We start from the raw sequence: 22,842 nt of genomic DNA on the forward strand, positions 1-22,842 counted from the left end.
TTTATTATTTTCTGTTAAAAACACTTTAATTATTCTTTATTATTTATATATCCGAAAAAATACACCTTACTGTACATCAAAAAAATTAAAGCGTCCAGAAAAATACTGGACGCTCAAAATTTAACTTTTCTATATCATTTTCCCTATTTCTTTTCCATATTCAAAACAATTCTTTAAATCTTCTTCTGTTGGTACATATCTAAATTCTAATCCTTCTTTTACAAGGTTGATCCTTGCTTCTCTCATTTTCTTTTCAATATTTTTTACTGCACCTTTTCCCCAACCATAAGAACCAAAGGCTGCACCAATTTTGTCTTTCGGCTTTAATCCCATCATTTCTTCTAGAAAGTATGCCACATCTGGAATCATCGTATTATTAAAAGTAGAAGAAGCCACTAGCACTGCTTTTGCATCTAGAATTTCTGTTAAAATATGATTTGTATCTGTAATAGATGCCTTATAGATTCTTGCATCTACGCCTTCACTCACAAGACCTTCAAGGATAGCTTTTGCCATCTTTTCTGTACTATTCCACATGGTCTCATAAACAATAACCGCTTTTTTTATAGATTCCCCTTTTCCCCAGCTTATATATTTTTCTATAATTTTTTCTGGATGACTTCTCCATATGATCCCATGACTTGGAGCAATCATATCAATCTCTAATCCCATACCTACAATTTCTTGTATCTTTTTCACGACAATTGGACTAAATGGCATTAAAATATTTGCAAAATATTTTTTTGCTTCATCCATTACTTCATGTAAATCATTCTCATCATCAAACAATCTAGATGATGCTAAATGCTGACCAAAAGCATCATTCGGCATTAGTAACTTTTCTTCTTCTATATAAGAAAACATACTATCTGGCCAATGTAGCATCGGCGCTTCAATGAAAGTGATATTTTTTTCACCCAATGAAATCTTATCTCCAGTTTTTACAGTTTCATAGTTGTAATCCCCATAATAATGATGGATCATTGCATCTTTACCGTTTTTAGAACAAAAAACTTTTGCATCAGGAATGTACTCCATAACCTTAGGAAATCCACCAGAGTGGTCTGGTTCCACATGATTAATAACTACATAATCAATTTTCGAAGGATCCACAATCGTTTTAATATTTTCAATCATTTGATCTACAAAGTCCACATCTACAATATCTACAAGGGTAATTTTTTCATCTATAATCAAATATGCATTATAACTTGTTCCTTTATGTGTATGATAGGATGGTCCATGAAACTTTCGAATATTCCAATCTACAGCGCCAACCCAATATACCCCTTTTTTAATCTCACTTACTGCCAAATCAATCAGCTCCTTATCTTTAGTTTCTAAAAGATATTTTACCCAACTATTTATTGTACAAACATTTTTAAAAAAATAATGACCAAAAGGTCATTATTTTTACTGAATCAACATTTTACTTAAATTCGCAATACCAATGCTAAAACTTGATATTAATACAAAAAACATAGAACCTACCATTAATGTTTTTACACTATTCATACTCATTTTTATTCTCCTTAAACCCAAATTTATTCTATAAGAACTTCTGTATTATTGACAATTTATTGATTTAATATTCGTTTGAGTATTCTTTACTTTTTGTTTTATATTAAATACCCTTTCTGTCAATAATAAAATATCTATTCCCTTGTATATATATATACCACAAATTGGTTCGTTAAATCAATAACATTTATGTTACAAATTGTTTTCAAAACCATCAATCCTCTGCTTATCTCTCTATTTTATATATATTTTTCTATAAAAATAGCTTTATCTCATAGAAAAAACCTTAAAATTTTATTTTCTCAATTCGATCAAAAGCTTCCTTAAGCTTCTCTACAGCTACAGTACATGCGATGCGCACATAGCCTTCCCCACTTTTTCCAAAGGCGCTCCCTGGAATCACCAAAACATGACCTTCTTCTAAAATTTTTCTACTTATTTCCATAGAACTTAATCCTGTTCCTTTTATATTCACAAATAAATAAAAAGTTCCTTGTGGTGGCAAAACAGACATTTCGGGGATATTATTGATCCGCTCATACGCATAAAACATTCGTTTTTTATATTCTTCTACCATAGGAGGAAGGATACTTTCTCTCTTTTTTATTGCATGAATCGCAGCCCTTTGAGAAATGGACGGGGCAGAAAAACAAATTCCTTCATTAATATTTCTAATACAATCAATAATAAAATTTGAAGCTAAAACATATCCTATACGCCATCCTGTCATAGCATAATCCTTTGAAAAACTCCCTAATGTAATGGTTCTTTCTTTCATCCCATCAAATGTAGTAATCGGTATAAAAGGTTCATGAAAACTAAATCCCCCATATACTTCATCTGCAATGACTATTAAATCATGTTCCTTGGCTACTTTTGCAATATCCTCTAAAGTTTCTTTGTTCAAACAAGCCCCTGTAGGGTTATTCGGTGTATTTACAATAATCGCTTTTGTTCTATTTGTAATACATGTTCTTAATCTTTCCACATCTATTTGAAAATGATCCTTCTCATACGTTTCTAAGATGACTGCTTTTCCTCTTGCTAATGTGATTTGGTCATAATAAGGCACAAAATAGGGTGCTGGTACAATGACTTCATCCCCATCATCTAAAATTGCTTCTAACACTAAGTACATTCCGTGACAAGCGCCTACCACCATCATCATTTCTCGATCACTTACTTCATAATCATATTGATTTTTATAAAAGTTAACAAGTTCTTTTCTTAGCTCTATATCTCCTAATGAATCTGCATATCTTGTATGTCCATTATGTGCATCTAAAGATGACGCATCAATCACATGTTTATCTGTAATATAATCTGGGTCTCCTAAACTTAAATTGATCAAATCATCATATTTGTATGCAAGTTCAACAACCTCTGCCATAGGTGTTGCCCCACTATTCCAATATCTCTTTGAAAGAAATTTATGCTTCATATTTACACCCGCTTTCTTTTTTATCCAATATTCTTTATTTTACTATAATGACCAAACACCTCTTATAAACTAAGTTGATTCTTTATTCATAAATTGAAAATTTTTGTATTTTCTATAAAAATATCCGTGTAAAATAGAAAATTTATCTATTTTCACGAATATTTTATATATCCTATTCTCTTTATAAAACCTTTGCTAAAAAATCCTTCGTTCTTGGGTGTTTTGGATTTTCAAACAATTCTCTCGGCGAAGCTTGTTCCACTACTTTCCCGTCATCCATAAAAAGAACCCTTGATCCTACTTCTTTTGCAAATCCCATCTCATGCGTAACCACCACCATGGTCATGCCCTCATCCGCTAATTCTTTCATTACATCCAACACTTCTCCAACCATTTCTGGATCTAGTGCTGAAGTTGGCTCATCAAAAAGCATTACATCTGGTGACATAGCTAATGCTCTAGCAATAGCTATTCTTTGTTTCTGACCGCCTGATAACTGATTGGGATAGCTATCTGCTTTATCTTCTAATCCAATTCTTTTCAGTAAACGAAATGCAATTTTCTCCGCTTCTGACTTTTCCATTTTCTTCACTTTTATAGGAGATAGGGTAATATTTTCTAGAACCGTCATATGTGGAAACAGATTAAACTGCTGAAATACCATCCCCATCTTTTCTCTTTGTTTATTGATATCATTCTTCGGATCTGTTATGGAAGCACCTTCAAAAATAATTTCCCCATTTGTAGGATGTTCCAAAAGATTTAAACATCTTAAAAATGTACTTTTACCAGATCCGCTTGGTCCGATTACAACCACAACTTCTCCCTTTTTAATGTGTTCCTCAATGCCCTTTAATACATGTAATTGACCAAAACTTTTATTTAATTTATTTACGCGGATCACCAGCACTCAACCTCCTTTCAAGGTTCCCTACTAATTTTGAAAGGGTAAATGTAATAGAAAAATAAATAACTGCTGCAATCAATAGTGGCGCAAACGGCTTATAAGATATCCCTCGTACCGTATCCGCTTTGTACATCAAATCATGTATTCCAATAACAGAAACAATTGCTGATTCCTTCACAAGAACAATAAATTCATTTCCAAGAGCTGGCAATATGTTTTTAAATGCTTGTGGAATAATAATATATCGCATCGTCACACTGTGTGTCATCCCTAAAGATCTTGCAGCTTCCATTTGCCCTTTATCAATAGATTGAATCCCTGCTCGTATAATTTCTGCTACATAAGCTGCGCTATTTAATGACACCGCGATAATGGCTAAAGATAAATCGGGGAATGCAATGCCTGTTGCTTTAGGTAGTCCAATATAAATAAGAAATAATTGTACTAAAAGTGGTGTTCCTCTTACTACCTCTATATACGCTGTTGCAGGCATTCTTATTAAAGGTTTTTCAGATAACTTCATTAAGGCTAAAAACACACCAATCACTACCCCAAAGATCACACCAAAAAATGAAAGAAAGAGGGTAATCCCTGTGCCGCTGATAAAAAATTTATAATATTTTGCTAAAAATTCTATGTCCAATACGAACACCTCCTAATATAACAATGAATAATTTAGGCAAAAGGTATATACTCTCCTTTTGCCATTTTTACATACTTTATGAATTTCTAATCATCTATCAACCTATTGTAGCATTATACAATATTTTTTATAATTATTCAAGCATATATTGAAAAACACTTTTGTTTTTTCATACTTCTATTGTTTATATTTGGGTAAAGTATTTGCTCCATAAGGTATAAAATATGCTTTTAAATTTTCTCCTTTTTCTTTATAAACCCTTGTTAAAGCTTCTTCTACTGTTTTTACTACTTGTATATGAATCTTTTTCATTAAATCTGGATCTAAATCAGATACAAATATAATTTGAAATCTTTTTGCAGTTTGGGCCATATCATAACCAATATATTTAGCAACGCTAAATTCTTCCCTTACTGCACATTCTCTTTCTACATTGTTCTCATAATCCTCAATAATCTGTCGTACATCCTCATTTCCAACACCTTCAATACATTCACTTAATATAATAATGTTTCCTCCATTTTTTACAGCTTCTTTTGCATTGCTTAATGTTTTAGTCGCTTGATATAAGTTGATATCTTTCGGGTATCCTCCTGCTGATGCAATTACTAAATCAGCTTTTTCTTTAATCGATACACCATCCATTTGCTCAACCATTTTTTGTCCCATCTCATGGGCTTTAATATAACCACCTGCCACAGCTTTTATAATATGCCCATCTCCATCAATAATCACATTAAAAAGAAAAGATGGTTTTAAAAAATTTGTAGCCTCTATCATATCCAAATGTATAGGATTTGTTTTTACATTGCCACACCGAACAGATGGATTAGAACCACCTCCAACTTTTTCATTGAGCGCTAATGCATGATTTGCCATGATGGATTCATAGCATGCGATTCCTGGTAAGATCGATTTTCTCCCACCTCCAAAACCTGCTAAATCATGAAATACGATCGCACCTGTTAGTAATACATGATCTGCTTCTACTGCTAATTTATTTAATCTTACAGGTGTTCCAAAGCTTGTTTTTCCTAAAAATACAAGTTGTTCCTGATCTAAGGCATTATGATCAATCACTTCAAACCTTTGTGCTAATTTCTCCCCAAGTAAAATTCTATGTTCCTCTTTTGTTTGTTTTCTATGGGACCCCGTAGCACAAAGAAATATGATATCTCGATCTTCTATCCCAGCCTCATTTAATTCATCTACAATAAAAGCAAGGTAAAAATTCATTTTCTGCCACGCTCTTGTAATATCTGAAATGACAATACAAATTTTTTCCCCTTTCTGAACTATTTCTCCTAAAGGGTTACTTCCTATCGGATTTTTCAGTGCATCTATTACTACTTCTTCTTCCGTTTTATGGCTACAGGTTTTATTACTCTCTATCACACCTAGTAAGTTATCCATACGTATAGAAACATCTATTGTAGTATTTCCGTACTTCATATTTACCCTTTTCATACACTTTCCCTCTTTCTATATAACATATACGCACTGCATTTTTCCATAATCTTAGTTAATAAAAGGATAAGATACAGAAAAGACTCGATTAATTCGAGTCTTTATTTTATATGTTCTTCATTTTTACTCTTGCTCTGTTAATGCAGTTGCATCACTAATAAATTGATTAATTTTATCTTCTTTCATTAACTTGTCTAATGTATTATTAATGGCTTCTACTAACTCTTCATTTCCTTTATTTACCGCTGTAGCAATACCTTCTTCCGTTCCAAAAGATATTTCTGGTACATAAAGATCTGGATTACTCTTTGCATATGCACTTGCTACAGGATTTACTAATACAATAGCATCCACTTTATCATTTGTTAAATCTAATACTAAATCAGTAATTTTACTAATTAATTTTACTTCTGCACCTTCAATACTGTTTGCAATATCTTCTTGAATTGTTGATTTTTGCGCGCCTACCTTAGCCCCTTTAAAATCTTCTTTTGTTTTGAATTTGTCCTTATCTTCAGCTCTTATTAAAATACTTTGTTCTGCAGTATAATATTGTTTTGAAAAATCTACACTTTTTGCTCTTTCCTCAGTCGGTACCATCCCTGCAACAATAATATCAATTTTGTCTGCTACTAAAGCAGCTAACAATCCATCGAATTTCATATCTTTAACTTCAAGTTCAACCCCTAGATCTTTTGCAATTTCTTTGGCAATTTCAATATCAAATCCTACGATTGTATCTTCTCCATCAATTTCTTTGTGAAATTCATAAGGTGGGTAATCTGCTGCTGTACCCAATACAAGTTTTCCTGCTTTTTTAATTTCATCTATTTTTGTTACTGGCGCATCTGCACTACTTTCTTCTTTTGCACATCCCGAAAATGCAAATACCATACAAAGCATAAGTAAAACTGCTACTATTTTTTTACTCGTTTTCTTAAACATATTTATTTCCCCCTTGGAAGTTTAATTTTTCTTTATCTTTCGTAATATTATACAACTTATCTAATATTTATGCAAGTTTATTTTTATAATTTCTTTGATTATTTTTTTATGTTTATTATTCGAAAGTTTTTTTTATAATATAGATTCCTTTTCGTGTATTACCAAAATATACAAAATGTGTTAGAATTATATAAAAAGATAAGGAGGGGAATCATGAAAGAATGGTTTAATGAAAAAATAACAAATGCAAGGGTATTAGATTTATCTATAGAGGTATATCGAAAGAAATTGAAAAGCTTGATAGGCTATCAATTACTATTTGCGCTTACATCCATCTTAATTGTGGGAGCAGGAGGTTTAGTATTATTTCCTATGCTGAGTTTATTTAAAATCAATGGAACCTTTGGATTTATTTGTTTTCTTACAATTATGTTCATAGGAATGACTACCTTTATATGTATGAGCAAAGCAGGCATTTTTCATATGGTCTATAGCTATGTAAATGACGACGATCTAAGTGCTTCTGATGCACTCGGAAAGGCTTTTTCAAGTTTTGGCCCCTCCATCAGATTAGCTACTGCATTGGGTGTCTGTTTGTTACCTATTATGATCATTATGAGCACTATGGGCGTTACAGCCGCTAATTTTACAATTTTAACGAATAAGCTCAATTCATTAACTTTCTTTGGGATTATGATGCGTCTATTCCTTTATTCTTTGATCGGTGCTGTCATCGGAAGTTATTTATTCTATTCCCTACACATTGCCATATTTGATAAAGGTAAGGGTTTTGAATCGATTAAGAAGAGTATCCAATTTGCAAAAGACGAAGTACTAAAAAATGCTTTTCGCGTACTGAGTATTATGCTATTTGATTGGGGGGTCAAATTATCCATTTATTCAGCCATTGGTGCAATTTCAACATTATTATATTTTTTACTTGGCAAAATAGATGTGGGGGGCTCTATTGTATCACAGATGATTACTTATAGTACCCTAGCACAACCTGTTGTAAACTTCATATTATTAATATTTTTAACGCCCATCGCACCCATCATGTGGACCCTTTATTATGTGAATATGAAATATAAAAAAGAAGGATTTAAAATCAGTAATATGCTTAATGCACTCAATCAACAGCAAACTGTACCCGCTATGCAGTCTGTAGATTTAAACAAAGAATAAAGGAGTAATAGAAGTGAGACTACCAAAGGGAACCTTTGATGGAACCATCAACCAAATTATAGACAGTGCCAAGTATCTACATTTAAAAGGAAATAAAAATCTCTTTCAGATATTTTTAGAAAAACTATCGAATCTTTTAAATAAGCCATTTACGAAAGAAACTAGCCATTCTACATTCAGTACAAATACAACGCAAAATACTTTTATACTGCTTTTGATTTTATCACTGGCTGCACTCATTTTTTATTTAATGAAACAAAATAGTCATGGATCTATTATGCATTCTAAGATTATTTATGGCGAAACCATCGATGAAGAAACCACTTATGATGGCTTATATAAAAAAGCCATCCAGTGTGAAGAAGAAAAAAACTATAAAGATGCAGTCCGACTTCATTTTATTAGTATCCTTATAGTTATGAATGAAAAATCTTTGTGCTTTTTAGATGATTCCAAAACAAATTATGAAATGCTAAAGGTATTAAAGAATAAAAAATTTAAGGGTATGCATATTTTTAAAAGCATAGGCGACTATTTTCAGTATATTTGGTATGGAGATAAACAAATCCATCAAGAACAATTTTCTTGCTATAAAGACCAAATCACCAACCTTGTTATGGAGGTTCATCATTATCATGAAAAAACGTAAAATCATAGGAATTGTCGTTTTATTAATTATAACGCTCTACACAATAAATCGTTTTGATCTTATGGGACAAACCATCGGTAAGGCAAATAAAAGCAATGTATCTTTACCTCTAAACACCGCAAAAGAAGGGGTATCTATTTATTATGATACATTAAAAACTTTAGGTTATCCTACAAGCATCGATGCATCTTCTTTTTCAGATTGGAATCCAGATAATATCTATATCATTACTGAGGATAAAAATCATATACCTTTTGAACTATCAGAAGCTGAAGCCTTTATCAAGAAAGGTGGGAAGCTCATCTATTTAACAGACCGTTATGATCAGTATACATATCCTAATCCTTTGGATCAATATCAGAAAAAAGCCTATGTATATACTTTGGGTCAAGGAAAACTACTCATTGGAGATATTCGCTTGATCACCAATGAAACCCTATTAAAAGATACGACAGGTGCCTATTTTATTTTAAAATATATAGAAGCCTTTAAAGGAAATATAGTTTTCAATGAATACTACCGATTTGTAGAAGGGCAAACGCCTTCACTCTATCGCAATCTTCCTTTTTATGTAAAAATCCTATTCTTCCAGTTAATCTTTACACTATTCGGATGTATGTTTTATTTAGGAAAGCGATTTGGAAAAGCTAAAAGAATTATCGATGAAATAGAAAGAGATGAAAATGAATATCTGTACGCTTCCGCTAACCTTTACGAAAAGGGTAGATGTATAGATACAGTATATCATGAATTTTATACTGCTTTTCAAAGAGAACTCCATCGCACTTTTAAAAGGATCATCCATCAAAATGAAGTGCTGCATTTATGGGAAAAACATCATATACCCTATAAAGAGAAAGCCGTAAGCGTATTTAATGTGCAAAGAGAAATAAATAATCAAAATTATTTTATGAATAACATCAAAGATTTAGACGAATTGACACAAATGCTCGCAAAAAGGAGAGTGGCAGGTTGGAAGCGATTAAAACAAAGGAATTGATCTGGAATATAAAAAATGAGCTGAGCAAGGTAATTGTCGAACAAAGTGAAGTGATAGATTTGATCCTCATATCCATCTTAACAAAAGGACATATATTGTTAGAGGGTGTCCCCGGTTTAGGAAAAACCCTCCTCATTAAATCCCTTGCGAAAACAATAGGCATAAATTTTAACAGAGTACAGTTTACATCCGATTTGATGCCATCAGACATTACAGGCGCAAGAATCTATAATACAAAGGAAAGAGAATTTGAGTTCATCAAAGGACCGATCTTTACAAATCTATTATTAGGAGACGAAATCAACAGAACACCACCCAAGACCCAAGCAGGATTACTAGAAACTATGGAAGAGGGAAGCGTAACCATCGATGGCATAGAATACAGACTTGAAGAACCTTTTATAGTTTTTGCTACACAAAATCCAGTAGAATATGAAGGCACTTATCCACTGCCTGAAGCCCTATTAGACAGATTTTTAATGAAAATCTATATAGATTATCCTTCTATTGAAGGCGAAATAGCCGTGATCAAAAGATATCATGAAGGCTTTGATAAAACCCTTGAAAATGTAGAGATCAACGTAGTAGGAGATAGAGAGGATTTATTAGCTTGCCAAAGAGAAGTGAAAAACATAACCATTGACGATGCGTTGATTGCGTATATTGTACAAATCGTCAATAAAACGAGGGAACTATCCTTTGTAGAAATAGGCAGTAGCCCTAGAGGGTCTATTGCATTATTACAAGCATCGAAAGCTAATGCTGTATTGATGGAAAGAGATTTTGTCATTCCAGAAGATATCAAGAGAGTTGCTTATCCAATCCTAAGACATCGTATCATTTTAAAGCCTGAAGCTTATGTGGAAGGCATCCAAACAGATGATGTCATTAACCAAATTTTATCTGATGTAAAAGTTCCCCGTTAAGGGTGGTGAAAAAGTGACCATTACAAAAAAATTTATTCTATTTTCGTTACTAGGAATCGTCTTTATAGGTATAAGCCTCCCTTTTGGTATCTATTTTGAAAGTTTCATATTATATAATACAGTACTACTTCTTTTTACCATACTGGATTATTTCATAACGCCTATAAAAGATTCTTTTGAAGTAGAAAGAATGGGTGATCATAAATTATCCTTATTTGAAGAAGAATCTATAAGCATTCGGATATATAACAAAAGTAAATTACCCGCTGTTATAGAGGTTTTGCATGAATTTCCAGGTACCTTTATCTGCAAAAATAATTCTCAACTTGAAAGAATTAACCCTTATTCCAGTTGTCTATTTACTTTTATGATCACATCAAATAAAAGAGGTGCATTTTTATTTGATGAAATATACATCAGACGCAAAGGAAGATTGGGCCTTGTTAAGAAAGATTTGCTTATTAAAAATAGTCAAGAATACAAAGTATATCCTAGTCTTAAAAATTTAAAGAAGTATCATATTATGCTTAAAAAAGATTATTTTATACACAGTGGTAACAAGGTTATTAAAAGAAAATCTGATGGTAGAGAGTTTGAAAGCTTAAGAGAATATGTAAGGGGGGATGATATTCGGAAGATCAACTGGGTGAAAACAGCAAGAGAAAATAAACTCATGGTCAATCAGTATGAACCCGAAAACAATAAACACATATATATATTGTTAGACACAGGGAGAACGATGAGTTATCGGGTTAATGCATATAGCAAGCTAGATTTGGCCATCAATGCTTCTGTTTTTTTATCAGATGTGGTTTGTTATAATAAAGATCAATCTGGACTCATGGTGTTTAATACAAAAGTAGATGCATTTGTAAAACCTTCTAAAGGCAATCATCATCGCAATACTATACTAGAGGCCCTTTACCATGTAGAAGGAACGAGACTTACATCTAACTATGATGAAGTATTATTCTATCTTAACAGTAAAGAAAAAAGAAGAAGCTTAATCTGCATCTTTACAGATATGGATACGTTGCAGGAAGTATATTATATAGAAAAGGGACTCGAATATATCACCCAAAAGCATGAAGTAATCCTATTTTTAGTAAAGGACGAAAAACTAGATAAAGCCATACAAATTAAAATAAATAATCAAAAAGATGCCTTTGTAAAAGGCATGGGATATAAAATGAAAAATGAAAGAAAAAAAATAATAAAAACCATTCATAGAAAAGGGGTTACCTGTATTGAGTGTGACAAAGAGGATATCATCTATCAAGCTGTAAATGGGTATATGCGCATAAAAAATAAAGACGCTATATAGATAGCGATTATTTTAAAAATTTAATATATAAGATCAGTATCAATAGTGTGAAAGCCGCAAAGCCTAATTTGATAATTGGTAGTATTGCAAGAGGGGTAAAGAATCCTTCGATGAGTGCTGCAACAACAAGAAATAGCATACATCCTAATAACAATCGTGCCCCTTCTTTTCCACTTTGAATTAGATAATCGAGTCTTCTATATTTACCAGGGATAAGTAGCCCTTTGCCTAATAACAAACCTGCTCCACCTGCAATAAAAATAGCTGTTAATTCAATGATCCCATGAGGAAGAATAAGGGATGCGTATTTTAACAAATCACCATTTAAATACACCAGTGATGTTAACGCCCCTAGGATACATCCATTGACAAATAGTATGTACAAGGTACCAATGCCTAAAAATAAACCATAAACAAATGCTTTTAGACTCACAGTGATATTGTTAATCATAATTTGACTTGACATGAGCGGATAATCCCATTGTCTATCCTTGAAACTATAGTCAATGGTTTCTAGTATGGATTTAGGTAAAAAATACAAACTGTTTGTATGATCCTGAACCACCATAATAAAACTAATCATTGCCCCCAATAAGAAAACAAAAAAGCTTGCTAATATAAACAAGTGATATTGCCTTAATGCTTTTGGAAAATCTTGCAGTATATAAATTTTAAAATCATCCCAAGGATTTTTTCGAACTGTATATAAATGCTGATGTGCATTCCCTACTAAAGTGTTTAGGTATCTTTCAAGTTTTGATTTCGGGTAATGCGTTCTTGCATACGCTAGATGATGACTAGCAGATCTAAAAAGATATAAAAACCGTTCGATTTTTTCTGAAGGGATATTTGCAATTCTATTTTTACTAAATAAATGGATATGCCCCTCAAGTTCGTCCCAATACATTTTATTTTTTTCCATAAACTGATTTTCTTTCAATATAATCACCTCAATACCATTGTAACAAATTTCTATTTAAAGAAAAAGGAGGAAATATTATGCAATTTGTTTCAATCACAACCCCAGAAAATATAGAAGTGAAGTATCGCTTAGCAGGAGTCGCTAGTCGTGTTGTTGCAGCATTTATAGATTATTTGATTCAAGGGTCTGTATACTTAATGGTACTCTTTGCGCTAGCAGGAATGAATGATCCTGTTAAATACTTAGAATCAAAAAATTCCTATTTCTTAGCGATTCTTTTATTGATCATTGCATCTGTCAATTATGGCTATTTTATTGTTTCAGAAATGGTTATGAATGGCAAAACCTTTGGAAAGAAGACATTAGGCCTAAGAACAATTAGAAAGAATGGACAGCCTATGGATATAAAACATTCCTTAATCAGAAATCTATTTAGAATATTTGTAGATAACTACCTAGTGGGGATACTCATGATCTTTTTTAGAAATGATGATGCGCGATTAGGAGATGTACTCGCATCTACTATGGTCATAGAGGAAGAAAAGGAAAGCTTATATCGTTATTTCGATCATCTATCTGAAGATACAATAAACAAGTTAACAGAAGATGAAAAACAACTCCTTTTCACTTACATAAATGAAAAAGATACAGTACAAATTGATCAAGAAATACTACAACAAAAGCTAATAGATTATTTTACAAATAAATATCCTGATACGGATGAAGAAATCCTTAGAATTATAGGAAGTTAAAAAAGACTCAACCAATGAGTCTTTTCTAATTTTTCTATTTTATCCCTGCTGCTTTTTTTACTGCTTGTTGATGTTTTGGATCTTTCTTGTTATCTTTATGTCTTTTACTATTTTTAAAATGTAGATCTACATGACCATCCATCCCATTTCCTTTGATCAAATCAAAATTATATCCGCTACCAAAACCACCACTTCTATTTGATACAGTTTGTCCATTTGGTTTATTGTCTAATCCTGCATGAGGCATATTGGTCATAGATGCTGCAATGCTTCTTCCATCTTTATATACGAGTACGGGTCTTCTCTCCCAGCTAAATCCACCCCATATTTCTTTCATAATCGCTGTTTCTTGCTTATTTAATGCTTCACAATCTGCATGATTCGTGCCTACAGCCATCTTAACCTTAAAAGTTTTGCCCGTTTTTAAATCTTTTATTAATAAAATATCTCCTCTATTTATGATTTTATTCGAAACCTGTGTCGACCAATCAAGATATTCTCCTACGTTCCTTTGAGAAGTACCTCTACTTGTAGTTGATGCTTTTATACTTCCATTAATAAATCCTAAGCTTTTCATTTTATTTATTGTGCTTTTTCCAATGATGCCATCTGCCTTTAATCCATATTTATTTTGAAAAGTTTTCACTGCTTTTTCAGTAATGGGGCCAAAATATGTCGTCGTATGATTATTTTTAAATACACCATCTTTTTTTAACACATCTTGCAACACTTTCATATCGGAATGATTCATCCCTAATTTATATACATTCTTTGAAAAAGTATAGTTTGTAGGTTTGATATTTCCATCAAAAAGGTTCAATGCTGTCATCTTTTCTACTGTAGCTTTTCCTACAATACCATCAGATTTTAATTCATACTTTTTTTGAAACTTCTCTACTGCTTTTTCAGTGATTGGTCCAAAATATGTAGTCGTTTTTGAAAGGTTCAGTGATCCATCTTTTTTTAATGCCTCTTGTATTACTTGAATATCTTTATGGTTCATCTCTAGCTTGTACACATCTTTTGATAAAACATGTCCATCAGCAGCCATAGCACTATTAGTAAAACTCATAATACATCCTATTAGAAGTAATCTTTTTAAATTTTTTTTCATTTTCTCCTCCTTATTCTTCCTTCGCTATTATGGTTTTCATAATCTTGCTATGGGAAGAACCTGTTTTAAAGCAACTTATGGCTTTTACTATATCATTTATAGTTTACATAAATCAAGCATTTTAACAGAATTGGTTAAATTTACATGAAGCTTCTTATGGATTTTTCCTTCAAAAAAACCTTAATCGAAAATCGATTAAGGTTTTTAGCTTATACCTTATGATAGATCTATTAAATCTCTTACTACAACAGACGCAATAATAAGACCTGCAACAGAAGGTACAAAAGCCATACTTCCTGGAACTTGACGTCTTGTTTCACAAGTTCTATCTTTATTGCTACATATGTAATTATTCTTACAGTCTGCATCTGCTATTTTTGGCTTTACAGGTTCTTCTTTAGAATATACAACCTTTAGTTTCTTTATCCCTCTTTTTCTCAACTCTTTTCGCATAACTTTTGCTAAAGGACAAATAGAAGTTTTATATATATCCTCAACTTCAAATTGGGTAGGATCTAATTTATTTCCTGCTCCCATGCTGCTAATTATCTTAATATCTCTATGAAAACATCTCTCTACTAAGTCTAATTTTGAAGAAACCATATCGATTGCATCTACTACATAATCATAATCATCTGATAACAATTTTTCTGCTGTTTCCTTTGTATATAACATTTGGTAAGTTTTTACGATTGCATCTGGATTAATCTGAAGGATACGTTCTTTCATCGATTCAACTTTTGATTTTCCAACCGTATTTCTTAATGCATGAATTTGACGATTGATATTTGTTAAACAAATCTCATCATCATCTACAAGTATAAAACTGCCAACACCTGATCTTGCCAATCCTTCTGCTACAAAAGTACCTACACCACCAATCCCAAATATGGCAACTTTACTATTCTTTAATTTTTCCAAATTTTCTGTACCAATCACTAATTCAGTACGAGAAAATGCATGTAACTTCATGATTTTTCCTCCTCTTTAAATCTACCCTATGATTATATGTTTTCTATTACGAAAAATCACTCCCTTGTATTTTTGCAGTTTTGGTAACACTTCTCTCCTATGCATGGATCTATATGGACAATCACTTCTTTTGCATTGTCAATTTTAGATAAAATCAATTTTTCCGCTTTCTCTCCAATATTATGTCCCATGTAAACAGAAATAAGTGGATCAACACAAATTTTTATGTCAACATATGCCTTAGATCCATGCTTTCTTCCTCTAAATTCATTTACACTTTTTACCCCTTCAATTTTTTCTATTTCTTTCTTAACGGTATCCATTTTTTCTTGATCAATGGCAGCATCCATTAATTCATCTAAAGCTACAAGCAAAATCGTTATACCTATACGCACAACGATGATTGAAACAATAATCCCTGCTAATGGATCTAAAAATCCATATCCCATCATTGCCCCTACTATCCCAAATAAAACTGCGATAGATGACAGCGCATCTGATCTATGGTGCCATGCATCACTCATCAGTGCATTGCTATTTAATTTTTCAGCAGCACTTTTTGTAATACGAAACTGATACTCTTTTACAAGAATAGAGATAAATGCAATAATCGCTGTGTACATATGTGGTACTTGATAATTATGCATAAAAATCATTTTTATAGATGAAAATCCTATATTCAGTCCTGTCAAAGTTAAAATGGCTGCTAATAAAAATCCTGCTATAGATTCTGCTTTCTCATGCCCGTACTGATGTTTCTCATCTCTCGGCTTTGTTGCAAAGAACATGCCGATGATTACGCCAATAGAAGTAATCATATCCGAAGCTGAGTGAAGACCGTCTGCTATAATAGCGGTACTATTCCCTATATATCCTATTCCTAGTTTAAATATTGTAAGCAATACATTTAAAATAATTGTGATTCGGATAATTTTATTGGCTGATTTTAATCTTTCCTTATTATTGATTTCTATAGAGTGCATAATCTCTCCTCCATTTTCAGTTGACATCTTTATACTCTATTATATCCATTTGCATTTCTTTTGCAACCCTTATTTTTCAATATTTTTAAAAAATATCTTTTTATTATTCATTATCATTTGATAATGAATTCAATAATCTTTTTCATAGTAAAAAAACCTTTCTATATCATCAGATAAGAAGGTTTTTTCATCTTATTAAATATTTTTTTCTAATATATATTTTTCTGTTCTTTCATCCATTAAATATGCTGTCGCATCTATGTCATTTAAAAATTTCATCTTACTATAGGTCATTTCATCATACAATGCTTTGGTAATTACTTTTTTTTCTAGTAATTCCTCTGAAAATACCAAAAATGCCTTCACTAAATTAATCAAATCATAGTCATCCTTATTGTTCATCTTATCACCTCATAAATTTCATCTTTTATATAGTTTAGACATTTATTTTGAAATTCCTTCCTGTTTTAAAAATTTTTGTTAATTTATTAGTTTCTTTAAAATTTTTATTCCTTATTTCTGAATAGTCTATCCTATATTGTAAAAAATAGTATCAGGAGGTGGAATGACTATGAATCTATCACAAAAAGAAAAATTTCTTTTAGAAGATCAAAAAAGCCACGAAGAAGCTTGTGTACAAAAATATCAAGATTATGCAAATCAAGCACAAGACCCGCAACTAAAACAACTATTTGGTTCTTACGCCACACAAGAACAACAGCATTTAGATACGATCAATCAAATTTTAGGCGGACAAGTTCCAAGTATGAATCAACAAAGTAATCAGCAAGGACAAAATCAACCCAAATTTCAAAATATGCAAAACAATACACAAGGGACTATGTATAACCCAAACGATGCCAAACTGTGTAAAGATGTTTTAATGGCAGAAAAATATGTATCTAGTACATACAATACAGCCATTTTTGAATGTAGAGATACGAACATCAGACAAGTTCTCAATCATATCCAAAAAGAAGAGCAAGAACACGGAGAAGGTGTTTTTAACTATATGTTAAGTAAAGGAATGTATCAAATTCAATAATAAAAAGAGCCCTTCGGCTCTTTTTATCCTACTATATCATTTTTTCTAAAAAAGTTTTTATTCTAGGATGCTCTGGATTTGCAAATAATTTTTCTGGATACGCTTGTTCTATGATTTTTCCTTCATTCATAAAAATAACGCGATCAGATACTTCTTTTGCAAAAGCCATCTCATGGGTAACAACAATCATAGTCATTTCATCTTTTACAAGATCTTTCATTACTTTCAATACTTCTCCAACCAATTCTGGATCAAGGGCTGATGTAGGCTCATCGAAGAGCATAATATCTGGATTCATAGCAAGTGCTCTTGCAATAGCAACTCTTTGCTTTTGTCCCCCAGAAATTTGCGTTGGATAAACATCTCTTTTATCTGATAACCCTACTTTATCTAATAAGCTTTTTGCTATTTTTATCGCTTTTTCTTTTTCAATCTTATTAACAACCATTGGGGCTTCTATAATATTTTCAAGTACAGTTTTATGGGGAAATAAATTAAAACTTTGAAAAACCATGCCAATCTTTTTACATCTTGTTCTTATATCGCTCTCTGATATATTTATTTTTTTTCCATTTTGATAAGATACAATAGGTTTCCCTTCTATTTCTATGATCCCTTTATCAATTTTTTCTAAATGGTTTAGGCATCTAAGTAATGTGCTTTTGCCTGACCCAGAAGGACCAATAATAGAGATGACTTCCCCTTTTTTCACCTCTAATGATATATCCTTTAGCACTTTTAAATTTTCAAAGTTTTTACTTATATGCTTTACTTGAATCATATGTATATCAGCATCCGATGCTTTTTGATTTCCTTTCACACGATTTTCTTGTCTAATATCCATATCAAAACCCCTACTCATATACAGAATATTTTTTTTCTAATTTTTTAAAGAATATGACTACTACCGATGTTAACAATAGATAAATCACCCCTGCAACAACAAATGATGTAATCTTAAAATCTCTTGTTAACACTTCCTTCGCTGCACGCAGTATATCTCCCATCCCAATGGCTGCCACTAATGCTGTATCTTTAATAAGTGTAATGGCTTCATTACTCGTTGGTGGTAGTACTCTTTTTAAAGCTTGTGGCAATATGATTTTCATCATGGTTTGTCTATAGTTCAGCCCTAAAGCTTTTGCCGCTTCATATTGACCTTTGTCTATAGACTCAATTCCCCCTCTAAATATTTCTGTAAAATAAGCGCCATAATTAAAAATAAAAGTAAGTGATGCTGCTTGAAATTGGGTTAATTTAATGCCGAATATAGGTAGTCCATAATAAGTAAAAAATAGCTGTAAGAGTAAGGGGGTTCCTCTAAAGATCCATGTATATAATTCTAACAATACCTTTATTCCTTTAGACTTAGATATTTTTCCAAGTGCACATACAACTCCCAATGGAATAGAAAAAATAATTGTCACGGCGTATAGTTTCAGCGTTATAATGCTTCCCTGTAATATAAATCCTGTTATATTTGTAATGTACGACACTTAGAAACCCTCCTATTCGGCTACAATCGCCACTCCGAACCATTTCTCAGATATTTCTGTTGCTGTACCATCCTTCTTCATTTCATCTAATATTTTATCCACTTCTTCAATAAAAGCAACCTCTTCTTTTCTAACTCCAACCCCATAACCTTCCTTTCCGAAATCTTCTTTTGCAACCTTATACGCGCCAGGTTTTTTTGATATATAATATCTTCCAACTACTTCATCGATTACTACTGCATCCACACGTTCTGCTTTTAGATCTAATAATGCTTCTGTATAATTTGAAAACTTTCTAACCTCTTTTGCCCCATTTACTGTTTCTATATCTGCATTTAATGCAGCTTCTCCGCTACTTCCTAATTGAACCGCTATAATTTCCCCAGCTAAATCTTTCTTTGTTTCAAGTTCTGAATTCGCATTTACAATAATGACTTGTTTATTCTCTAGATAAACTTTAGAAAATCCGATTTCTTTTTTTCTATCTTCTGTAATAGATAGACCATTCCAAATCACATCAATATCCTTATTCTTTAAACTCAATATAACACCATCCCACTCAACTGGTTTTAATTCAAGTTCAACACCCATTCTTTTTGCAACTTCTTTTGCTAAATCAATATCAAATCCTACAATTTCTCCTTTTTCATCTCTAAATCCCATTGGTGGAAAACTATCATCTAACCCTAATACAAGTTTTCCTTTTTCTTTGATTTCTTGTAAAGACTGGTCTCCTTCTGTAGCTGTTTCTTTAATTTCCTGTAAAGATTGATCTTCTTCTATCGCTGTTTCTTTTGCCCCACATCCTGATAACAACATGGTTATCATCATCATTCCTATGAATAAAATTTTCATTTTCTTTTTCATCTGCTTCTCCCCCTCATTCGTTGTAATTTCTGTACAGATGTTATTATACTTTAACGCACTAAATTTGTAAAGTATTGAATTTGGCATGCATTTTTCTCTTTCTAAAATTCAAAAAAATAGAAAGGCCGTTTAATAGCCTTTCTATTTTAAAAATTTGGGTAATGTATTGGCACCATAAGGCATTAAATATGTTTTAAGATCTTTCCCCTTTTCTTCATAGGCAATTTCAAGGGCTTTTTCAATCGTAGATACGACTTTCATATTTGCTTTTTCAACAAGCTTTTGATCCATATCTCCTACTAAAATAAATAAGAACTCTTGTGCAACTTCACTCATAAAATACCCAATATATTTAGCAATAGAGTAATCTTCTCTGAGTGCCGTTTCTCTTTCTTCTACCGTATCATAATTTCGAATCATTTCTTGTACATGATCATTTCCAAATCCTTCTGTACACTGACTTAAAATAATCATTGTACCACCTTTTTTCACTGCTTCTTTCGCATTTATCACTGTTTTACAAGTCTGATATAGATTAATGTCTTTAGGATATCCTCCTGCTGTTGCAATCACCAAATCAGCTTTTTCTTCTATAGCTACCCCATCTATTTGATCTACTATTTTACACCCTGCTTCATGTGCTTTTATGTAATTTCCTGCTACAGCATGAGAAATTCTGCCTTCCTTATCCATAATCACATTAAACATGAATGTTGGTTTCACAAAGCTTGTAGCTTCTAACATATCTTGATGAAGCGGGTTGTTTTCAGTATATCCACTTTTCACAAGCGGATTACTGCCCTCTCCAGCATTTGGACTTAATGATAAAGCATGATTTTTCATAATGCTTTCATAAGAGCATATCCCTGGTAAAACTGATTTTTTTCCTCCACCCCATCCTGCTAGAAGATGAAATACAATAGCTCCTGTCAAAATAATATGATCGCATTCCAGCGCTTTTTTATTTACCATAACTGGTGTACCAAATCTTGTTTTTCCCAAATATGTTAAATTTTCCTCATCATGGCAGTTATGGTTTATAACTTCAAATCTTTCAGACAATTTTTCTCCTAACAATAATGTATGTTCTTCCTTTGTCTGTTCTCTATGAGAACCCGTTGCACTTATAAACAGTATATCTTCATCCTTAACTCCACCATTATTTAGTTCTTCTACAATATATGGAAGGTACATACTCATCTTTTGCCACAATCTTGTTACATCTGAAATAACTACACATACTTTCTCTCCTTGATGAACAAGCTGTTTTAATCTAGCACTTGCAATTGGATTTGCTAATGCGTCTATGATCACTTCTTCTTGGGTTTTACTTTTTTCTTTAGAACTATTACTTTCTATCACCTTTAATAAATTTTTCTTTGGTATTGATACATCTACTGTTCCTCTACCATATTTCATCTTTAGTGTATACATAAAAACGCCTCCACGATATACATTTATTTAATATTCTGTTATATAATTTGTTATACATTGTATTGCGTATTGTTTTATATGTCAACTGTATTTTATTTTTTTGTAATTATATTCCCCATGATCTAACGTATTTTTTGTAATTTGGAGAAATGTTCTGATTTGTCAACAATTTGAGAATTATTTGGATATAATCTCTTTTATAGATTCAACAACATAATGCACGTCTTCCGTACTTACCCAATAATTTGTAACAAACCGCATCAATCCATCTTCAATCGGATTAATAATAATTCCTCTTTTACCCATTTCATCGACGAATTTATCTGAATCATATCCTGTTTCATTCATTTCAAAGAAAATCATGTTAATATGTATATCATCAAGATAAACTTTTATACTAGGTATTTTTGATAACTCTTCGCCAAGTAATTTTGCATGATCATGATCTTCAATAAGTCTTTCTCTCATTTCTTTTAGTGCTACTAAACCTGCTGCTGCTAAAAATCCTGCTTGTCTTAAACCGCCACCCATTAACTTTCTTTTTTTCTTTGCCTTTTCGATAAATTTTTCACTTCCTGCAAGGATAGAACCGATGGGTGCACAAAGTCCCTTTGAAAGACAGAAATTCACTGAATCACAATATTTTGTAATTTCTTCCACATTTACATTTAAATGAATCGCTGCATTAAATATCCTTGCGCCATCTAAATGAACAGGAACTTCTTTTTCTTTCGCAATTTCATAAATTTTATTCATATTTTCGATTGAGATAACACACCCATTAGAATGCGCATTTTCAATACAAATAAGTCCTGTAGATGGATAATGTATATCTTCCGCTTCTTTTCTTATCCTGCGATTAACTTCCTCGGGATTTAATGCACCTTTATCCGTAACTAAAGTTCTTAATTGTACCCCTGCAATCACAGAAGCAGCCCCTACTTCATGTACTACAATATGACAGTCATCCCCTAAAATGACTTCATCTCCTCGTTTACAATGGGTGAAAAGCGCTAACTGATTGCCAAAGGTTCCACTCGGCACAAAAATGGCAGTTTCCTTCCCAACAAGCTTTGCTGCATATGCTTCAAGTTCTAAAACCGTTGGATCATCTCCATAAACATCATCTCCAACAACAGCTGTATACATTGCATCTCTCATTTTTTGTGTAGGCTGTGTAATCGTATCACTTCTTAAGTCTATTCTTTTCATTTAAATCCCCCTCATCTTATTATCAAATTGCATCAAC

23 protein-coding genes are annotated in these 22,842 nt (G+C 32.1%); 7 read left to right on the forward strand and 16 right to left on the reverse strand.

Translation table 11 applies throughout. The features are described 5' to 3' along the window. Positions 1–129: 129 nt before the first annotated feature. From EV214_RS09980 to EV214_RS10005, 6 genes are all read right to left on the reverse strand, one after another. A complete protein-coding gene (locus EV214_RS09980) occupies positions 130–1,314 on the reverse strand; it encodes an FprA family A-type flavoprotein (protein WP_132245305.1) in 1,185 nt (394 codons plus the stop codon). Positions 1,315–1,807: 493 nt separating this feature from the next. Next, positions 1,808–2,962, reverse strand: a complete 1,155-nt coding sequence (locus tag EV214_RS09985; protein ID WP_132245307.1) for a pyridoxal phosphate-dependent aminotransferase — start codon at positions 2,960–2,962, stop codon at positions 1,808–1,810. A gap of 181 nt (positions 2,963–3,143) precedes the next feature. Then, a complete protein-coding gene (locus EV214_RS09990) occupies positions 3,144–3,866 on the reverse strand; it encodes an amino acid ABC transporter ATP-binding protein (RefSeq protein ID WP_132245309.1) in 723 nt (240 codons plus the stop codon). Beyond that, the gene (locus EV214_RS09995) at positions 3,850–4,512 is read right to left on the reverse strand and encodes an amino acid ABC transporter permease (RefSeq protein ID WP_132245311.1); all 663 of its coding nucleotides are present in this window, start codon (positions 4,510–4,512) and stop codon (positions 3,850–3,852) included. Before EV214_RS09995 ends, EV214_RS09990 begins: the two co-directional genes overlap by 17 nt. Positions 4,513–4,689: 177 nt before the next feature. Then, complete coding sequence (locus EV214_RS10000) at positions 4,690–5,979, reverse strand: lactate racemase domain-containing protein (protein WP_132245313.1); 1,290 nt, start codon at positions 5,977–5,979, stop codon at positions 4,690–4,692. 123 nt (positions 5,980–6,102) lie between these two features. Then, positions 6,103–6,924 (reverse strand): transporter substrate-binding domain-containing protein, encoded by an 822-nt coding sequence (locus EV214_RS10005; RefSeq protein WP_132245315.1) that lies wholly within the window; start codon positions 6,922–6,924, stop codon positions 6,103–6,105. Between the two features lie 213 nt (positions 6,925–7,137). Here EV214_RS10005 and EV214_RS10010 point away from each other — a divergent pair, with 213 nt between their 5' ends. From EV214_RS10010 to EV214_RS10030, 5 genes are read left to right on the forward strand one after another with little or no spacing between them, the layout of a single operon-like run. Then, positions 7,138–8,109 carry a hypothetical protein gene (locus EV214_RS10010; RefSeq protein WP_132245317.1) on the forward strand — a complete coding sequence of 324 codons (972 nt, stop codon included), beginning with the start codon at positions 7,138–7,140 and terminating at the stop codon, positions 8,107–8,109. A 13-nt stretch (positions 8,110–8,122) separates the two neighbouring features. Further along, positions 8,123–8,758 (forward strand): hypothetical protein, encoded by a 636-nt coding sequence (locus EV214_RS10015; RefSeq protein ID WP_132245319.1) that lies wholly within the window; start codon positions 8,123–8,125, stop codon positions 8,756–8,758. Continuing rightward, a complete protein-coding gene (locus EV214_RS10020; protein ID WP_132245321.1) occupies positions 8,745–9,758 on the forward strand; it encodes a hypothetical protein in 1,014 nt (337 codons plus the stop codon). The genes EV214_RS10015 and EV214_RS10020 overlap by 14 nt, the downstream gene beginning before the upstream one ends. Next, complete coding sequence (locus EV214_RS10025) at positions 9,731–10,684, forward strand: AAA family ATPase (RefSeq protein ID WP_207669668.1); 954 nt, start codon at positions 9,731–9,733, stop codon at positions 10,682–10,684. Before EV214_RS10020 ends, EV214_RS10025 begins: the two co-directional genes overlap by 28 nt. Before the next feature lie 13 nt (positions 10,685–10,697). Further along, positions 10,698–12,008, forward strand: a complete 1,311-nt coding sequence (locus EV214_RS10030) for a DUF58 domain-containing protein (RefSeq protein ID WP_132245325.1) — start codon at positions 10,698–10,700, stop codon at positions 12,006–12,008. A 7-nt stretch (positions 12,009–12,015) separates the two neighbouring features. On the opposite strand, the gene EV214_RS10035 is transcribed toward EV214_RS10030, so the two are convergent. After that, a complete protein-coding gene (locus EV214_RS10035; RefSeq protein ID WP_132245326.1) occupies positions 12,016–12,930 on the reverse strand; it encodes a stage II sporulation protein M in 915 nt (304 codons plus the stop codon). 77 nt (positions 12,931–13,007) lie between these two features. Between EV214_RS10035 and EV214_RS10040 the strand changes: the two genes are divergently transcribed. Further along, positions 13,008–13,682 (forward strand): RDD family protein, encoded by a 675-nt coding sequence (locus EV214_RS10040; protein WP_132245328.1) that lies wholly within the window; start codon positions 13,008–13,010, stop codon positions 13,680–13,682. A gap of 34 nt (positions 13,683–13,716) precedes the next feature. Here EV214_RS10040 and EV214_RS10045 read toward each other — a convergent pair whose 3' ends face one another. The 4 genes from EV214_RS10045 to EV214_RS10060 form a co-directional block, all read right to left on the reverse strand. Continuing rightward, complete coding sequence (locus tag EV214_RS10045) at positions 13,717–14,796, reverse strand: peptidoglycan-binding domain-containing protein (RefSeq protein ID WP_132245330.1); 1,080 nt, start codon at positions 14,794–14,796, stop codon at positions 13,717–13,719. Positions 14,797–15,012: 216 nt separating this feature from the next. Beyond that, the gene (locus EV214_RS10050) at positions 15,013–15,768 is read right to left on the reverse strand and encodes a tRNA threonylcarbamoyladenosine dehydratase (protein WP_132245332.1); all 756 of its coding nucleotides are present in this window, start codon (positions 15,766–15,768) and stop codon (positions 15,013–15,015) included. A 56-nt stretch (positions 15,769–15,824) separates the two neighbouring features. Continuing rightward, positions 15,825–16,751, reverse strand: a complete 927-nt coding sequence (locus EV214_RS10055; RefSeq protein WP_165916326.1) for a cation diffusion facilitator family transporter — start codon at positions 16,749–16,751, stop codon at positions 15,825–15,827. A 195-nt stretch (positions 16,752–16,946) separates the two neighbouring features. After that, a complete protein-coding gene (locus EV214_RS10060; RefSeq protein WP_132245337.1) occupies positions 16,947–17,153 on the reverse strand; it encodes a hypothetical protein in 207 nt (68 codons plus the stop codon). 169 nt (positions 17,154–17,322) lie between these two features. Between EV214_RS10060 and EV214_RS10065 the strand changes: the two genes are divergently transcribed. Beyond that, positions 17,323–17,796 (forward strand): spore coat protein, encoded by a 474-nt coding sequence (locus tag EV214_RS10065; RefSeq protein ID WP_330571292.1) that lies wholly within the window; start codon positions 17,323–17,325, stop codon positions 17,794–17,796. 31 nt (positions 17,797–17,827) lie between these two features. Here the strand turns inward: EV214_RS10065 and EV214_RS10070 are convergent, their stop codons facing one another. From EV214_RS10070 to ltaE, 5 genes are all read right to left on the reverse strand, one after another. Then, positions 17,828–18,577 (reverse strand): amino acid ABC transporter ATP-binding protein, encoded by a 750-nt coding sequence (locus EV214_RS10070; RefSeq protein WP_165916329.1) that lies wholly within the window; start codon positions 18,575–18,577, stop codon positions 17,828–17,830. Between the two features lie 73 nt (positions 18,578–18,650). Further along, positions 18,651–19,292, reverse strand: a complete 642-nt coding sequence (locus EV214_RS10075) for an amino acid ABC transporter permease (protein ID WP_132245341.1) — start codon at positions 19,290–19,292, stop codon at positions 18,651–18,653. Positions 19,293–19,304: 12 nt separating this feature from the next. Next, positions 19,305–20,159, reverse strand: a complete 855-nt coding sequence (locus EV214_RS10080; RefSeq protein WP_132245343.1) for an amino acid ABC transporter substrate-binding protein — start codon at positions 20,157–20,159, stop codon at positions 19,305–19,307. A gap of 141 nt (positions 20,160–20,300) precedes the next feature. Continuing rightward, positions 20,301–21,593, reverse strand: coding sequence for a lactate racemase domain-containing protein (locus EV214_RS10085; protein WP_132245345.1), 1,293 nt, complete (start codon positions 21,591–21,593; stop codon positions 20,301–20,303). Between the two features lie 177 nt (positions 21,594–21,770). Beyond that, positions 21,771–22,805 carry a low-specificity L-threonine aldolase gene (ltaE, locus tag EV214_RS10090; RefSeq protein ID WP_132245347.1) on the reverse strand — a complete coding sequence of 345 codons (1,035 nt, stop codon included), beginning with the start codon at positions 22,803–22,805 and terminating at the stop codon, positions 21,771–21,773. Positions 22,806–22,842: the final 37 nt, after the last annotated feature.

This window comes from Marinisporobacter balticus, assembly GCF_004345705.1.
GTDB classification, from domain to species: Bacteria; Bacillota; Clostridia; order Peptostreptococcales; family Thermotaleaceae; genus Marinisporobacter; species Marinisporobacter balticus.

What these genes read in the sequence shown, in the direction of transcription:
- EV214_RS09985 (WP_132245307.1), bottom strand. Translation starts at nt 2,962, where the DNA reads ATGAAGCATAAATTTCTTTCAAAGAGATATTGGAATAGTGGGGCAACA.
- EV214_RS10000 (WP_132245313.1), bottom strand. Translation starts at nt 5,979, where the DNA reads ATGAAAAGGGTAAATATGAAGTACGGAAATACTACAATAGATGTTTCT.
- EV214_RS10005 (WP_132245315.1), bottom strand. Translation starts at nt 6,924, where the DNA reads ATGTTTAAGAAAACGAGTAAAAAAATAGTAGCAGTTTTACTTATGCTT.
- EV214_RS10010 (WP_132245317.1), top strand. Translation starts at nt 7,138, where the DNA reads ATGAAAGAATGGTTTAATGAAAAAATAACAAATGCAAGGGTATTAGAT.
- EV214_RS10020 (WP_132245321.1), top strand. Translation starts at nt 8,745, where the DNA reads ATGAAAAAACGTAAAATCATAGGAATTGTCGTTTTATTAATTATAACG.
- EV214_RS10035 (WP_132245326.1), bottom strand. Translation starts at nt 12,930, where the DNA reads ATGGAAAAAAATAAAATGTATTGGGACGAACTTGAGGGGCATATCCAT.
- EV214_RS10040 (WP_132245328.1), top strand. Translation starts at nt 13,008, where the DNA reads ATGCAATTTGTTTCAATCACAACCCCAGAAAATATAGAAGTGAAGTAT.
- EV214_RS10045 (WP_132245330.1), bottom strand. Translation starts at nt 14,796, where the DNA reads ATGAAAAAAAATTTAAAAAGATTACTTCTAATAGGATGTATTATGAGT.
- EV214_RS10050 (WP_132245332.1), bottom strand. Translation starts at nt 15,768, where the DNA reads ATGAAGTTACATGCATTTTCTCGTACTGAATTAGTGATTGGTACAGAA.
- EV214_RS10055 (WP_165916326.1), bottom strand. Translation starts at nt 16,751, where the DNA reads ATGCACTCTATAGAAATCAATAATAAGGAAAGATTAAAATCAGCCAAT.
- EV214_RS10060 (WP_132245337.1), bottom strand. Translation starts at nt 17,153, where the DNA reads ATGAACAATAAGGATGACTATGATTTGATTAATTTAGTGAAGGCATTT.
- EV214_RS10065 (WP_330571292.1), top strand. Translation starts at nt 17,323, where the DNA reads ATGAATCTATCACAAAAAGAAAAATTTCTTTTAGAAGATCAAAAAAGC.
- EV214_RS10070 (WP_165916329.1), bottom strand. Translation starts at nt 18,577, where the DNA reads ATGATTCAAGTAAAGCATATAAGTAAAAACTTTGAAAATTTAAAAGTG.
- EV214_RS10080 (WP_132245343.1), bottom strand. Translation starts at nt 20,159, where the DNA reads ATGAAAAAGAAAATGAAAATTTTATTCATAGGAATGATGATGATAACC.
- EV214_RS10085 (WP_132245345.1), bottom strand. Translation starts at nt 21,593, where the DNA reads ATGTATACACTAAAGATGAAATATGGTAGAGGAACAGTAGATGTATCA.
- ltaE (WP_132245347.1), bottom strand. Translation starts at nt 22,805, where the DNA reads ATGAAAAGAATAGACTTAAGAAGTGATACGATTACACAGCCTACACAA.